General features: G+C 71.8%; 12 protein-coding genes and 1 pseudogene. 6 read left to right on the top strand and 7 right to left on the bottom strand.

Translation table 11 applies throughout. The features are described from left to right. Positions 1–107 precede the first annotated feature (107 nt). The 6 genes from HZS56_RS34780 to HZS56_RS34755 form a co-directional block, all read right to left on the bottom strand. Positions 108–1,097, bottom strand: a complete 990-nt coding sequence (locus tag HZS56_RS34780) for a zinc-dependent alcohol dehydrogenase family protein (protein WP_216724809.1) — start codon at positions 1,095–1,097, stop codon at positions 108–110. Next, entirely contained in the window at positions 1,094–1,975 is an 882-nt protein-coding gene (locus HZS56_RS34775; RefSeq protein ID WP_216724808.1) for a carbohydrate ABC transporter permease, read from the bottom strand. The genes HZS56_RS34780 and HZS56_RS34775 overlap by 4 nt, the downstream gene beginning before the upstream one ends. Beyond that, on the bottom strand, positions 1,972–2,916 hold the full coding sequence (locus tag HZS56_RS34770; RefSeq protein ID WP_216724807.1) for a carbohydrate ABC transporter permease: 945 nt from the start codon (positions 2,914–2,916) through the stop codon (positions 1,972–1,974). The genes HZS56_RS34775 and HZS56_RS34770 overlap by 4 nt, the downstream gene beginning before the upstream one ends. Then, positions 2,913–4,283: an ABC transporter substrate-binding protein gene (locus HZS56_RS34765; protein WP_216724806.1), complete on the bottom strand. Its 1,371-nt coding sequence runs from the start codon at positions 4,281–4,283 to the stop codon at positions 2,913–2,915. The genes HZS56_RS34770 and HZS56_RS34765 overlap by 4 nt, the downstream gene beginning before the upstream one ends. 99 nt (positions 4,284–4,382) lie before the next feature. Continuing rightward, positions 4,383–5,153, bottom strand: coding sequence for a DeoR/GlpR family DNA-binding transcription regulator (locus HZS56_RS34760; RefSeq protein WP_216724805.1), 771 nt, complete (start codon positions 5,151–5,153; stop codon positions 4,383–4,385). A 282-nt stretch (positions 5,154–5,435) separates the two neighbouring features. Next, positions 5,436–6,245 (bottom strand): NAD-dependent epimerase/dehydratase family protein, encoded by an 810-nt coding sequence (locus tag HZS56_RS34755; protein ID WP_216724804.1) that lies wholly within the window; start codon positions 6,243–6,245, stop codon positions 5,436–5,438. A 307-nt stretch (positions 6,246–6,552) separates the two neighbouring features. Here HZS56_RS34755 and HZS56_RS34750 point away from each other — a divergent pair, with 307 nt between their 5' ends. Together HZS56_RS34750 and HZS56_RS34745 are read left to right on the top strand one after the other, a co-directional pair. Continuing rightward, a complete protein-coding gene (locus HZS56_RS34750; RefSeq protein ID WP_216724811.1) occupies positions 6,553–7,503 on the top strand; it encodes a 5-dehydro-4-deoxyglucarate dehydratase in 951 nt (316 codons plus the stop codon). A 67-nt stretch (positions 7,504–7,570) separates the two neighbouring features. After that, a complete protein-coding gene (locus tag HZS56_RS34745) occupies positions 7,571–8,740 on the top strand; it encodes a hypothetical protein (RefSeq protein ID WP_216724803.1) in 1,170 nt (389 codons plus the stop codon). 167 nt (positions 8,741–8,907) lie between these two features. Here the strand turns inward: HZS56_RS34745 and HZS56_RS34740 are convergent. Beyond that, a pseudogene (locus HZS56_RS34740) lies at positions 8,908–9,478 on the bottom strand (MFS transporter); the annotation flags it as partial. Positions 9,479–9,682: 204 nt separating this feature from the next. On the opposite strand from HZS56_RS34740, the gene HZS56_RS34735 reads away from it, so the two are divergent. The 4 genes from HZS56_RS34735 (at position 9,683) to HZS56_RS34720 (ending at position 14,215) form a co-directional block, all read left to right on the top strand. Further along, a complete protein-coding gene (locus HZS56_RS34735) occupies positions 9,683–10,351 on the top strand; it encodes a GntR family transcriptional regulator (protein WP_216724802.1) in 669 nt (222 codons plus the stop codon). After that, complete coding sequence (locus tag HZS56_RS34730; RefSeq protein WP_216724801.1) at positions 10,348–11,256, top strand: dihydrodipicolinate synthase family protein; 909 nt, start codon at positions 10,348–10,350, stop codon at positions 11,254–11,256. The genes HZS56_RS34735 and HZS56_RS34730 overlap by 4 nt, the downstream gene beginning before the upstream one ends. Then, positions 11,253–13,097: an L-arabinonate dehydratase gene (gene araD, locus HZS56_RS34725; protein ID WP_253915391.1), complete on the top strand. Its 1,845-nt coding sequence runs from the start codon at positions 11,253–11,255 to the stop codon at positions 13,095–13,097. The genes HZS56_RS34730 and araD overlap by 4 nt, the downstream gene beginning before the upstream one ends. Before the next feature lie 182 nt (positions 13,098–13,279). Then, positions 13,280–14,215 (top strand): carbohydrate ABC transporter permease, encoded by a 936-nt coding sequence (locus HZS56_RS34720; RefSeq protein ID WP_216724800.1) that lies wholly within the window; start codon positions 13,280–13,282, stop codon positions 14,213–14,215. The last annotated feature ends 80 nt before the right edge of the window (positions 14,216–14,295 follow it).

The following is a 14,295-nucleotide window of genomic DNA, read 5'->3' as shown; positions in this document are numbered from 1 at the left end:
GCCCCATCCCGTCCCTGGGGGCTGCGCCCCCGGACCCCCTTGCCGGCCTTCGGCCTCGTCCTCAGACGCCGGACGGGCCGGAGATACCGGCCGTCGGCCGAGGAGACCTAGGGCACGACCACGATCTTGCGGCCCACTCCCGCCGCGAACTGCTCCAGCGCCTCCGGGTAGTTCTCCAGCTCGATGCGGTCGCTGATGAAGACGTCGGGGTCGAGGGCGCCGTTCGCGAAGAGTTCCGCGGCGCGTTCGTAGCTGTGCAGGACGGCCATCGAACCCGTGATGGTGATCTCCTGGTTGTAGATGCGGTACGGGTCGATCTGGACGCGCGTCGCGTAGTCGGCGACGCCGAACTGGAGGAAGGTGCCCGCCTTGGCGACCCGGTCCAGGCCGTCCTGGATCGCCGCCGCGTTGCCTGTGGCGTCGATGACCAGGTCCCAGCCCTGCGGGCGGTCCAGCTCGTCCGGCGTCGCGGCCGAGGCCGAGACACCGAGGCCGCGGGCCGTCTCCAGGCGGGCCGGGTTGAGGTCGACCATGTCGACGCTGGCCGCGCCGGTGCGCTTGGCCAGCTCCAGCATCATCAGGCCCATCGTGCCGGAGCCGTAGATCAGTACGTGGGCGCCGAGGCGGGACTGGAGGACGTCGTAACCGCGGACGGCGCAGGACAGCGGCTCGATCAGGGCCGCGTCCTGGGTGCGGACGTGCTCGGGGAGCTTCACGCAGTTCGCCACCGGTGCCACCGCGTACTGGGCCGCGCCGCCCGCCGTCGTGACGCCGATGGCCGCCCAGCGTTCGCAGAGGTTGTTGTGGCCGGTACGGCAGTAGCGGCACTCGTAGCAGTAGAGGGAGGGGTCCACCGCGACCTGGTCGCCGACCGCCACCTCCGTCACCTGGGTGCCGACACCGACCACCTCGCCGGCGAACTCGTGGCCCGGCACGATCGGGAGCTTGGGGGCGAACTCGCCCTGCAGGATGTGCAGGTCGGTGCCGCACAGGCCGCAGGCGGCGACCTCGACGACGACCTGGCGCGGCCCCGGGGTCGGGTCGGGGACGTCGGTGACGACGGCGCGGCCCACGGACTCGATGACGGCGGCCTTCATTTCACGGCTCCCAACGACAGGCCCTGGACCAGTTTGTCCTGGGCGGCGAACCCCGCGGCGAGCACCGGCAGGGAGATGACGAGCGACGCGGCGCACACCTTGGCCAGGAAGAGCCCCTGGCTGGTGATGAAGCCGGTCAGGAAGACGGGGGCGGTCTCGGCGACCACACCCGTCAGAACCCGGGCGAAGAGCAGTTCGTTCCAGCTGAAGATGAAGCAGATCAGGGAGGTGGCGGCGATGCCGGGCAGGGCGATCGGGGCGACCACGCGAGCCAGGATCGTCGGCAGCTTCGCGCCGTCCACCCGGGCCGCCTCGATGATCGCGACCGGGACCTCGGCCAGGAAGGACTGCATCATCCAGACCGCGATCGGCAGGTTCATCGACGTGTAGAGGATGACCAGCAGCCAGATGTTGTCCAGCATGTCGGTGTTCTTCGCGAACAGGTAGATCGGCAGCAGGCCCGCCACCACCGGCAGCATCTTGGTGGAGAGGAAGAAGAAGAGGACGTCCGTCCACTTCTTCACCGGGCGGATGGACAGGGCGTAGGCGGCGGGCAGGGCCAGGACCAGGACGAAGAGGGTCGAGGCGATCGACGCCACGGCCGAGTTGATCAGCGCGGGCCAGGGGCTGGCACCGCCGCCCGCGCCGAAGAACTCGCGGTAGCCGTCCAGGGTCAGCGACGCCGCGAAGGACGGCGGGTTGGTGGCGGCGTCCGACTCCGAGTGGAAGGAGGTCAGCGCCATCCAGGCGATGGGCAGGAAGAAGACGATGCCCGCGAGCCAGGCCACCAGGCCGAGGCCGGTCCCGGCCTTGCGGCGGGTGCGGGGGCGTTCGGTCGTGGCGCCGGTGGTGGCGGGTCGTACGGCGGTGGCGCTCATGCGCGGCCGACCTCCTCGCGGAACAGGGACGACACCACGCGCAGGGCGAAGGTGGCGATGATGATCGAACCGATGACGACCAGGACGCCCGCGGCCGACGCGAGGCCGTTCTCGTGGGCCTGGTAGAAGCTCTGGTAGACGGTGTAGGGCAGGTTGGCCGTGCCCAGGCCGCCGGACGTGATGGTGAAGACCGCGTCGAAGTTCTGCACGATGTAGATCGAGCCGAGCAGGGCGCCCAGTTCCAGGTAGCGGCGCAGGTGCGGCAGGGTGAGGTGGACGAAGATCTGCCAGTCGCCCGCGCCGTCCACCCGGGCGGCCTCGATCTGCTGCTGGTCCCGGCTCTGCAGCCCGGCCAGCAGGATGAGCATCATGAACGGTGTCCACTGCCAGACCAGGGACAACTCGACCGCGATCAGCGGGGTGTTGGAGATCCAGTCCGGCTGCGGTCCGCCCACGTAGTGCAGCAGGCCGTTCAGCAGGCCGTACTCGGGGTTGTAGAGGACGTGCTTCCACAGCAGGGCCGCCGCCACCGGGACCACCAGGAACGGGGCGATCAGCAGGGTGCGGACCACGCCGCGGCCCTTGAACTTCCGGTCGAGCAGCAGGGCGAGGGCCAGGCCGAGCACCAGGCTGGCCAGGACGACCGCCACCGTCAGCAGGATCGTCGTCCACACCGACTTGCGCAGCGCGGCGTCGCCGAGGACGTCGCCGTAGTTGCCGAAGCCGGCGAAGCTGCGGGCGTCCGGGTAGAGGGCGTTCCAGTCGAAGAAGGAGATCACCAGCGTGGCCACGAAGGGCAGCTGGGTGACCACGATCATGAAGATCAGGGCGGGGAGGAGCGGGGCACGGGTGGCCCAGGCGCGCAGCCGGTCGGACGGCGGTCGGACGGCGGGGCGGGTGGCGTCGGGTGCGGCCGAGGGGGCCGTGGTCGTGGCGGTCATCGTCCCTCGTACTCCTCGGAGATCTGCTCGGCGAGCTGCTGGGACTTCTTCAGGGCCTCGTCGACGGACTGGCGTCCGGCGATGGCCGCGCTGATCTCCTGGGAGACCTTGGTGCCGAGGTCGGTGAACTCGGGGATGCCGACGAACTGGATGCCGGGCGCGGGCCGCGGCTGCACGCCGGGATCCTTGGGTTTGGCGCCCTCGATGGACTTCCGCGTCATCTCCTGGAAGGCGGCGGCCTCCTTGACGTAGTCCGGGTTCTCGTACGTCGAGGCGCGCTTGCCGGCCGGGACGTTGGACCAGCCGAACTCGTCGCCGACCAGCTGCTCGTACTCCTTGCTGGACGCCCAGGAGACGAACTTCCAGGCCTTCTCGGAGTTGCGGGAGGCCTTCTGGATGCCCCACGCCCAGGTGTAGAGCCAGCCGGAGGAGTCCGTCTTCTCCACCGGGGCGGGCGCGTAGCCGACCTTGCCCTTGACCGGGGAGTCCGCGGCGTCCAGGGAGCCGGCCGCGGAGGTGGCGTCGTACCACATGGCGACCTTGCCCTGGGTCATGTTGTTCAGGCACTCGGCGAAGCCGGACTGGGCGGCACCGGACTCGCCGTGCTCACGGACCAGGTCGACATAGAACTTGGTCGCCTTCTCCCACTCGGGGGAGTCGAGCCGGGCCTGCCAGTCCGTGTCGAACCAGGTGCCGCCGAAGGTGTTCACGACCGTGGTCAGCGGTGCCATGATCTCGCCCCAGCCGGGCAGTCCGCGCAGGCAGATGCCCTTCATGCCGGGCTGGGAACCGTCGAGCTTCTCGGCGAACCCGGCCACCTGCGTCCAGGTGGGGTGCTCGGGCATCTCGAGGCCCGCCTTGGCGAACAGGTCCTTGCGGTACATCAGGAAGGACGACTCGCCGTAGAAGGGCTGGCCGTAGAGCTTGCCGTCGTCGCCCGTGAGGGACTCGCGCATCGGGCCGAGGATGTCCTGCTCGTCGTAGGCCGCGTCCTTCGCGACGTAGGAGTCCATCTCGTGCAGCCAGTCGTTGCGGGCGTAGATCGGTATCTCGTAGTTGGAGAGGGTGGCGGCGTCGTACTGGCCGGCCTGGTTGGCGAAGTCCTGGCTGATCTTGTCGCGGACGTCGTTCTCCGGCAGGACCGTGAAGTTCACCTTGATGCCGGTCTCTTTCGTGAAGTGATCGGCGGTGAGCTTCTGCAACTCGACCATCTGCGGGTTGTTCACCATCAGGACGTTGATGGCGTTGCCGCCGGATCCGGCGCCGCCCGCCCCGACCCAGCAGCCGGAGAGCAGCGGGGCGAGCAGCGTCCCTGCGGCGGCCATGGCGAGTGTGGCTCGCGGCCGCCGTCGGCTCTGGGTTCGCATGGATCGCTCCTGAACATATGGGGAGGTATGGGGCATTGAGGGAAAGAAAGGTGTGAGGATGGCTTGCTGAGGGTGGTGCGGGGAGCGGGGCGGGTCTGCTCAGACGCGGATGACCTGGGGTCCGAGCAGGGAGTAGCGGTGTGCCTCGGCCGTGGGCAGCAGGGTGCTGGTGACGATGGCCTCCAGGGCGCCGATCTCCGCGAAGCGGCAGAAGCTCGCCGCCCCGAACTTGGTGTGCGCGCCCGCGAACACGGTGCGGCGTGCGGCGCGGACGGCCTGCGTCTTGACCTCGCTGACCGCGGGGTCGGGGGTGGTGAGGCCGTGCTCGCGGGAGATGCCGTTGGCACCGATGAACGCCAGGTCGATGACGAAGCCGGCCAGCATCTTGGTCGTCCAGTGGTCGACGGTGGCCAGGGTGCCCGGGCGGACCCGGCCGCCGAGCAGCAGGACGGAGGTGTGCTCGGCCTCGGCGAGTGCGCCGGCGACCGGCAAGGACGCGGTGACCACGGTCAGCGGACGGTCCCGGGGCAGCGCTTCGGCGATGAGCTGGGGGGTGAAGCCCTCGTCGACGAAGACCGTCTCCGCGTCGCCGAGCAGGTCGGCCGCGGCGGAGGCGATCCTGCGCTTCTCCGGTACGTGGCTGGTGGCGCGGACGGCGAGCGTGGTCTCGAATCCGGCGCTCTCCACCGGGTAGGCGCCGCCGTGGGTGCGGCGGACCAGGCCGTGGTCCTCCAGGGCGCGCAGGTCCCGTCGTACGGTCTCCTTGGCGACGCCCAGTTCGGCGGCGAGCGCGGTCACGTCGACCGAGCCGGTGGCCCGGGCGACGCGCACGATCTCGCGCTGGCGTTCCTCCGCCGTCCTCGTGCCCATGCCGAACACCTGCCTCACCGCCTCGTCGCCGTGTGGTTGCCCGTTCGGGCCCGGTCGGCCCTTGGGAGATGTTTTACAGCGGCCGCGCGGCACTGACCAGGCCTGTTGCGGAGCCGATACTGCCCGTGTGTGCCCGTTTCCGGCGCTGGGTGCCCGTCTTGGACCAGGGAGGCGGCGGTGGGCGGGGTGAGAACGGGCAGCGCGGATGCCCGCATGCGGGGATGGACGGGCCCGTTCGGTGCCCGCCCGCCCCGCGCGGGGTCCGCCGGGGGCGTCTTCCGGTCAGTACGGCCAGATCGGGGGGTCGGTCAGGAAGGGGCCGCCCAAACACGTGTGGGCCGGGTTGCCCGGGTCCAGTTCACCCTGCTCGGCGAGGAGCTTTTCGGCGTACGGCTCGGAGTCGTCCTGCGGTGCGTAACCGAGCGCCCGCGCGGAGGTCAGGTCCCACCACAGGCGGGTGTTGGCGGAGGAGCCGTGGACGACGGTGTGCCCCACGCCCTCCGCGGTGAGCGCCGCGTGGAAGAGGCGGGCGCCGTCCGCGGGGCTCATCCACACCGAGAGCATGCGCACGCTGGTCGGCTCCGGGAAGCAGGAGCCGATCCGGACGGAGACGGTCTCGATGCCGTGCTTGTCCCAGTAGAGCTGGGCGAGGTCCTCGCCGAAACACTTGGACAGGCCGTAGAACGTGTCGGGGCGGCGCGGCGTGTCGATCGGGATGAGGGGGTCGTCGCCGCGGGGGCGCGGGGTGTAGCCGACGGCGTGGTTGGAGGAGGCGAACACGACGCGGCCGACACCTTCCTCGCGGGCGGCCTCGTACAGGTTGTACGTGCCCTGGATGTTGGCCGCCAGGATCTTGTCGAAGGAGGCCTCCAGGGAGATGCCCGCGAGGTGGACGATCGCGTCGACGCCCCGGACCGCCTCGCGCAGGGCGTCCCGGTCGGCGAGGTCGGCGACGATCGCCTCCGGCGCGCCCTCGACGGGGCGCATGTCGAGCAGGCGCAGCTCGTGGCCGTGGCCGGGGAGCAGGTCCCGCATCAGGGTGCCGAGGCCGCCGGCGGCGCCGGTGAGCAGGACGGTGCGGGAAGCGGGCATCCTCGGGACTCCTGGATCTGCTGGAGTGACGGTCTGGAACAACGGTCTGCTGGAGCAACGGCAAGCGTACGAATGCGTGCCTGGCGTTCATAAGCGTGGACACGCTAAGGAACGGGTGATCGAGCGTCAAGGGGGGGCGTCTGCTTGACGGTGTTCGAGGGGCGGCTTAGCGTGGTCGCGTTCATAGATATAGACACAGATCATGCATATGATGTCTGATGAGCCGATGTCCGACGACCGGCTCCGACGACTGTCCCTGGCCTGGCCGGACATGACGGCCGCCATGCATCCGGAATGGGGAGCGCCCGTGACCTCAGCCCCTCTCGCCGCCCGGCTCACCGCGCCCACCGGGCCACTCTTCTTCCCCGTCACCCCCTACGGCCCCGACGGCGGAGTCGACCTCGACGTCTACCGCGCCCATGTGCGCCGCGGGGTCGAGGACGGTGCCGCCGCCGTGTTCGCGTGCTGCGGCACCGGCGAGTTCCACGCCCTGACGCCGGAGGAGTTCCAGGCCTGCGTCCGCGCGGCCGTCGAGGAGGCGGCGGGCCGGGTGCCGGTGCTGGCGGGCGCGGGCTACGGCACCGCCCTCGCCGTGCGCTACGCCCGCCTCGCCGAGGAGGCCGGCGCCGACGGTCTGCTCGCCATGCCGCCCTACCTGGTGATCGCCGGGCAGGAGGGTCTGGTGCGGCACTACCGCGAGGTGGCCGCCGCGACCGCCCTGCCCGTGGTCGTCTACCAGCGCGACAACGCCGTCTTCACACCGCGCAGCGTCGTCGAACTCGCCCGCACGGACGGCGTCGTCGGCCTCAAGGACGGGCTCGGCGACCTCGACCTCCTGCAGCGGATCATCAGCGCGGTCCGCACGGAGGCGCCCGGCGAGGAGTTCCTGTACTTCAACGGACTCCCGACCGCCGAACAGACCCAGCTCTCCTACCGCGCGCTCGGCGTCACCCTCTACTCCTCCGCCGCCTTCTGCTTCGCCCCCGAGATCGCCCTCGCCTTCCACCGGGCGCTGCGCACGGGCGACGAGGCCGCGGTGCACCGTCTGCTCGACGGCTTCTACCGGCCGTTCGTCGAACTGCGCGCCCAGGGACGCGGATACGCCGTCGCCCTGGTCAAGGCGGGCGTACGGCTGCGCGGCCTGGACGTGGGGGAGGTGCGGACGCCGCTGCAGGAACCGGCCGAGGACCACGTGAAGCAGCTCGCCCGGATCACCGAGCGGGGACTCGCCCTGCTCCGGGAAGGGGACGGCAAGTGAAGGCATCGCTGCTCCGGGAAGGGGAACGGCCAGTGAAGACATCGCTGCTCCGGCAAAGGAACGGCCGGTGAAGGCATCGGCGTTCGTCTACCCCTGGGACGTCAACGACGACCCGCAAGCCGCCGCCCGCGTCGCGGACCTCGGCGTGGCGCAGGTGACGCTCGCCGCCGCCTACCACTCCACCCGCGCCCTCACCCCCCGCCACCCGCGTCACCGCGTCGTCACCGCCGAGTACGCCGCCGTCCTCTACCCGCCGGACGCCGCCCGCTGGAAGGGCCGCGACCTGCGCCCGTACGAGTCCGGCGACTGGGCGCCCGGCGACGCGTACGGGGAGGCCGCCGCCGCCCTCGCGGAGGCGGGCCTGGAGGTGCACACCTGGGTCGTCCTGGCCCACAACTCCCGCCTCGGCGCCGAGCATCCGCACACCTCCGTCGTCAACGCCTACGGCGACCGCTACCCCTGGGCGCCCTGCATCGCGCAGCCCGCCACCCGCTCCCACCTCACCGGTCTGGCCGCCGAGGCGGCGGTACGGCCCGGGGCGCGCGGCACCGAACTGGAGTCGCTGGGCTGGTACGGGCTCGCCCACCTGCACGCCCACGACAAGACCGCCGGCGTCGCCCTCGGGGACGCGGGCCAGTACCTGATGTCCCTCTGCTTCTGTCCGAACTGCCGGGAGGGATACGGCGCCCACGGCCTGGACCCCGGTGAACTGGCCGCCGCCGTGCGCACCGCGCTGGAACCCGTCTGGCGGGGGACGGCCCCCTCGGACGGCGGCTGGGCGGGCGTCGGCAGACTGCTGGGCCGGGCCGCGGCGGACGCCACCCGAGCATGGCGCGACGAACGGGCCCGCACACTCCAGGAGGCGGCGGTCGCCGCCGTCCGGGCCGCCGCGCCCGACGGTTTCCAGGTACTGATGCACGCCGACCCGGTGTCCTACCACTGCGGTGCCAACGCCGGCGTCGACCCCGCCCACGTCCTGTCCGTCGTGGACGGCGTGACCGTGCCGTGCACGGGCGGCGCGGACCTGCTGACGCCGTTCGCCGCACAGGCCCGGCCCGGCACCGTCCTCGCCGCCAACCTCACGGTCGTCTCCGGCATGGGCGGCAGCCCCCGCACCCTCGCCGCCGACGCGGCCCGCGCCCGCGCCCTCGGTGCGACGGAACTGCGGCTGTACCACGCGGGGTTGGCCTCGGACGCGGACCTGGAGGCGGTGCGGGCGGGGCTTGCGGAGGTGTGAGGGGCGAACGGGCGTGCGCCCGCGCCGATGCGTCGGACGCGTCGGCCGGGCCGCACGCGTCCGATCCGGGCCCCGGCGTTCACCGGCCGCCCCGCCCGCCGGCCGGCGACAGCACCAGTGCCGTCGTCAGCAGTACGGCGCCCACCGCGGGCAGCAGCAGGACCGGGCCGGCCCGCCGAGGGCCGCTCCGGTGGCGCCTCGCGCACCCGCAGGGCGGCGTAGACGCCGGCCGCCCGTACGCACGTCACCGCGTCCAGCAGGGCCACGGCCGGCCCGCCGTACGCCGTGTACAGAACCGCCCCGGCCGGCGGCGGCGGCGACGAGCGCCGACTCGGCCGCGTCGTGGACGACGCCCGCCGCGCCGTACCCGAACAGCACCGCGAACAGCAGCCACAGCGTGCCCCGCGAGTCGACCGCGAAGAGCGTCAGCAGCAGGCAGGACGTCAGCAGACTCGTGCCGATCAGCAGGGGCCTGCGGCGGACGCGGTCCACCAGCGTGCCCGGTGCGGGGCCCACGAGCGCCGGCGCCCACAGCGCGAGCATGCACATCGCCGCCAGTGCGTCCGAGCCGGTGAGGTCCTTCACCCCCACACCGGCCGCCAGTCACAGCGCCGAGCTGCCGAACCCGGACACCACCACCCCGGCCAGGTGCAGGGCCGCGTCGCGGTCGCGCAGGACACGGGCGGCCCGCAAACGCCGCCGCGGTCCCGAGGAGTGTTTCGTGCTCGCCGTCGTCATACCTGGCCAGCCCGCCTGAGGCCCGGGTGACGGCATCGGGCGGAGGCCCATGTCCGCGGGCACCGTCCCGACCGGGAAGGGCGGACTCCGCTCAACTTCCTTCTGTCAGAAGCATTGACGCGGCCGCGCGCCCCTCTTACCTTCAACGCGTCGTACTCCGTACGTCATATATGAGACGCGATACGCGATATCCGAGAGGCGCGCATGACCTCTGTGCCCACGCCGATCCCCTCCCGCACGCAGTACGTGCTGGAGGAGATCAAACGCCGCATCCTCACCGGCCGGCTGACACCCGGCCAGGCCCTCGTCGAGACCGACCTCGCCGCACAGTTCGGGGTCTCCAAGACCCCCGTGCGCGAGGCGCTCAGGACGCTGGCCGGTACCGGACTGGTCGTGATGAGCCAGTACAAGGGCGTCACGGTGCGCATGGTGGACGCGGACATGGCACGCGAGGTCTACGACGTCCGGCTCCTCCTGGAGCCCGAGGCACTCAGGCGGGCGGTGCGCCGGGGAGCCTCCCTGGACGCGGCCCGCGACGCGCTCGCCCGCGCCGACCGGGCCACGGACACGGCCGAACGGTCCCTCGCCAACCGCGAGTTCCACCGCGCCCTGTACCTGCCGTGCGGCAACCCGCTGCTCGGCCGGATGCTGGACGAGGTCCGCGACCAGGCGGCCCTCGTCTCCGCCGTCGCCTGGGCCGCCGTCCCCTCCTGGGAACGGGAGGCCGGCGAGCACCAGGAGATCCTGCGCCTCGCCCTCACCGGTGACGCGGAGGCCGCGGCCCGCGCCCTCCACGCGCACATCGCGTCGTTCGTCGAGCGGGCCTTCCCCTCAGCGGGGATCCCGGCCCAGGAAGAGGACGGTCAGGCATGACAGCGACGTTCGAGAGCCAGCGGGCGGCCCTGGCCGACGTGGTGGCGATCCCGGTGACCCCGTTCGCCGAGGACGGCTCCGTCGACCGGGCCACCCACCGGGCCCTGCTGCGTCGACTCCTCGACGCCGGCATCAGAACCCTCACCCCGAACGGCAACACGGGCGAGTTCTACGCCCTCGACCCGGCCGAGCGCCGCCTCGTCACCGAGCTGACGATCGAGGAGGCGGGCGGGCGCGCGACGATCCTGGTCGGCGTCGGCCACGACGTGCCGACCGCGGTCGCCTCCGCCCGGCACGCCCGGGACCTGGGCGCCGCGATGGTGATGGTCCACCAGCCCGTCCACCCCTACGTCTCCCAGGACGGCTGGGTCGACTACCACCGCGCGATCGCCCGGGCCGTGCCCGAGCTCGGCGTCGTGCCCTACCTCCGCAACGCGCAGCTCCCCGGCGCCCGCCTCGCCGAACTCGCCGACGACTGCCCCAACGTCGTCGGCGTGAAGTACGCCGTCCCGGACGCCGCCAGGTTCGCCGCCTTCGCCCGCGACGCCGGTCTCGACCGCTTCGTCTGGGTCGCGGGCCTGGCCGAGCCGTACGCGCCCTCGTACTTCAGCGCGGGTGCCACCGGCTTCACCTCGGGGCTTGTGAACGTCGCCCCGGCCGTTTCGCTGAACATGATCGAAGCGCTTCGCTCGGGCGACTACCCGGGCGCCATGAAGGTCTGGGAGCAGATCCGCCGCTTCGAGGAGCTGCGCGCCGCCGGCGGCTCCGCCAACAACGTCACCGTGGTCAAGGAGGCCCTCGCCTCCCTCGGCCTGTGCCGGCGGGAGGTCCGCCCGCCGAGCAAGCCCCTGCCCGAGAGCGAGCGCGCCGAGGTCGCCGCCATCGCCGCCGGATGGTCGATATGAAGCCCGGAACAGAGCCCACATCTCCCGGAACAGAGCCCACATCTCCCGGAACAGAGCCCACGTCTCACGGAACAGAGCCGAAGTCCCCCGGAGCGCAGCAGCCGCCCGGCACCCAGCAGCGGAAGCCCCCCGGGGAACTGCGCAGTCACCAGTGGTACGGCACGGACGGGCTGCGCTCCTTCAGCCACCGCGCCCGCACCCGCCAGCTCGGCTACCTGCCGGAGGAGCACCTCGGCAAGCCGGTCATCGCGATCCTCAACACCTGGTCCGACATCAACCCCTGCCATGTCCACCTGCGCGACCGCGCCCAGGCCGTCAAGCGCGGCGTCTGGCAGGCGGGCGGCTTCCCCCTCGAATTCCCGGTCTCCACGCTCAGCGAGACCTTCCAGAAGCCGACCCCGATGCTCTACCGCAACCTCCTCGCCATGGAGACCGAGGAACTGCTGCGCTCCTACCCGGTCGACGGCGCCGTGCTGATGGGCGGCTGCGACAAGTCCACGCCCGCCCTGCTGATGGGCGCCGCCGGCGTCGACCTGCCCGCGGTGTTCGTGCCCGCCGGACCCATGCTGCCCGGGCACTGGCGCGGCGAGACCCTCGGTTCCGGCACCGACATGTGGAAGTACTGGGACGACAAGCGGGCCGGCCTCATCGGCGACTGCGAGATGCAGGAACTGGAGAGCGGCCTGGCCCGTTCGCCCGGCCACTGCATGACCATGGGCACCGCCTCCACGCTGACCGCCGCCGCCGAGGCCCTCGGCGTCACCGTCCCGGGCGCCTCCAGCATCCCGGCCGTCGACTCCGGGCACGACCGGATGGCGGCCGCGGCCGGACTGCGGATCGTCGAACTGGTCCACCGGGACCGGAGGCTGGGCGACATCCTCACCGCCGACGCCTTCGAGGACGCCGTCACCACCGTGCTCGGCCTCGGCGGCTCCACCAACGCCGTCATCCACCTGATCGCCATGGCGGGCCGCGCGGGCGTCCCCCTCACCCTCGACGACTTCGACCGGATCGCCCGCACGGTGCCGGTGCTCGCCAACGTGCGGCCCGGCGGCCAGAAGTACCTGATGGAGGACTTCCACTTCGCCGGCGGCCTGCCCGGCTTCCTGTCCCGCATCACCGACCTGCTCCACCTGGACCGGCCCACGGTCTGCCACGACACCCTGCGCGAGCAGCTCGACGGTGCCCTCGTCCACCACGACGACGTCATCAGGACCCGCGACAACCCGGTCACGAGCGAGGGCGGGGTCGCCGTCCTGCGCGGCAACCTCTGCCCGGACGGCGCCGTCATCAAGCACATCGCCGCCGAGCCCCACCTGCTCAGGCACACCGGGCCCGCCGTCGTCTTCGACGACTACCGCACCATGCAGCGCACCATCAACGACCCGTCGCTGGACATCACCGCCGACAGCGTGCTGGTGCTGCGGGGCTCGGGTCCCAGGGGCGGCCCGGGCATGCCCGAGTACGGGATGCTGCCCATCCCCGACCACCTGCTCAAGCAGGGCGTGCGCGACATGGTCCGGATCTCCGACGCCCGGATGAGCGGCACCAGTTACGGCGCGTGCGTGCTGCACGTGGCCCCCGAGTCGCACGTCGGCGGACCGCTCGCCCTGGTGCGCACCGGCGACCCGATCACCCTCGACGTCGAGGCCCGCTCCCTGCGGCTCGACGTGGACGACGAGGAGCTGGAGCGCCGCAGGGCCGCGTGGACGCCGCCGCCCGCCCGCTACGAACGCGGCTACGGCGCGCTCTACGACGAACAGATCACCCAGGCCGACACCGGCTGCGACTTCGAGTTCCTGGCCCGCCCGGGCAAGGTGCAGGACCCCTACGCGGGCTGAGCCCGCCGACGGCGGGTTCCGGGCCCACGCCTGCCCATGGAGAAAGCGCTTCCCATGGCTTCCCGTGGCCCCCGTGGGGTTCCCCACGGGGCCGCGGACGCCGTACGGCCCGCGCACACCGCGAGCACGACGCACGACGCACGCCGCACACCCGCACGACGCAACCAGAACGGAGAACCGTCATGGCCCAAGCCGCAGCCGGGGCGAAACCGCCCGCGCCACCCCGGCGGCGCCGTGCCTCGGCCACGCCGCGCAGGCTCCCGTACCTGCTGATCGGACCGGCCGCCCTGCTGATGCTGGGCTTCATCGCCTACCCGGTCGTCAGCGTCTTCTACTACAGCCTCCAGGAGTACAACCCCACCAAGCCGTGGCGGAACGGCTTCGCGGGCTTCGACAATTTCGTCCGGATCTTCACCGAGGACCCGGTCTTCTGGGACACCCTGGTCTTCAGCGCCAAGTGGGTCTTCGTCGAGGTCGGCCTGCAACTGCTGTTCGGTCTGGCGCTGGCGCTCATCGTCAACCAGACCTTCGTGGGCCGGGGCATCGGGCGCGCCATGGTCTTCTCCCCGTGGGCCGTCTCCGGCGTGCTGACCTCCGCGATCTGGGTGCTGCTCTACAACTCGCAGACCGGCATCACCCGTTACCTCGCCGACATGGGCATCGGCTCGTACGGCACCAGCTGGCTGTCGGACACCTCGACGGTGTTCTCCGCGGCGGTCGTCGCCGACCTGTGGCGCGGCGTGCCCTTCTTCGCGATCCTCATCCTCGCCGACCTCCAGTCCGTCTCCAAGGACCTGTACGAGGCCGCCGAGGTCGACGGGGCCAGCCGCATCAAGCAGTTCTGGCACATCACGCTCCCGCACCTGAAGGACGCCATCATCCTGTCCACGCTGCTGCGCGCGGTCTGGGAGTTCAACAACGTCGACCTGCTCTACACCCTGACCGGCGGCGGACCCGCGGGCGTGACCACCACCCTGCCCCTGTACATCGCCAACACCAGCGTCGACGCCCACGACTTCGGCTACGCGTCGGCCCTCACCACCGTCGCGTTCGTGATCCTGCTCTTCTGCTCGATCGTCTACCTGCGGCTGAGCAAGTTCGGAGGCGAGAACAAGTGATCACCAAGGAGGCCCCCGCGGCCGCCCCCGCCCCCCCCCCCCCCGCACCCGCCCCCCCCCCCCCCGCCCCCCAGCGCCCC

It is taken from the genome of Streptomyces mayonensis (genome assembly GCF_018982965.1).
In the GTDB taxonomy this organism is placed as follows: domain Bacteria; phylum Actinomycetota; class Actinomycetes; order Streptomycetales; family Streptomycetaceae; genus Streptomyces; species Streptomyces mayonensis.
Note: the sequence above shows the minus strand (reverse complement) of the source record. Positions and strands in the feature narration are given on the sequence as shown.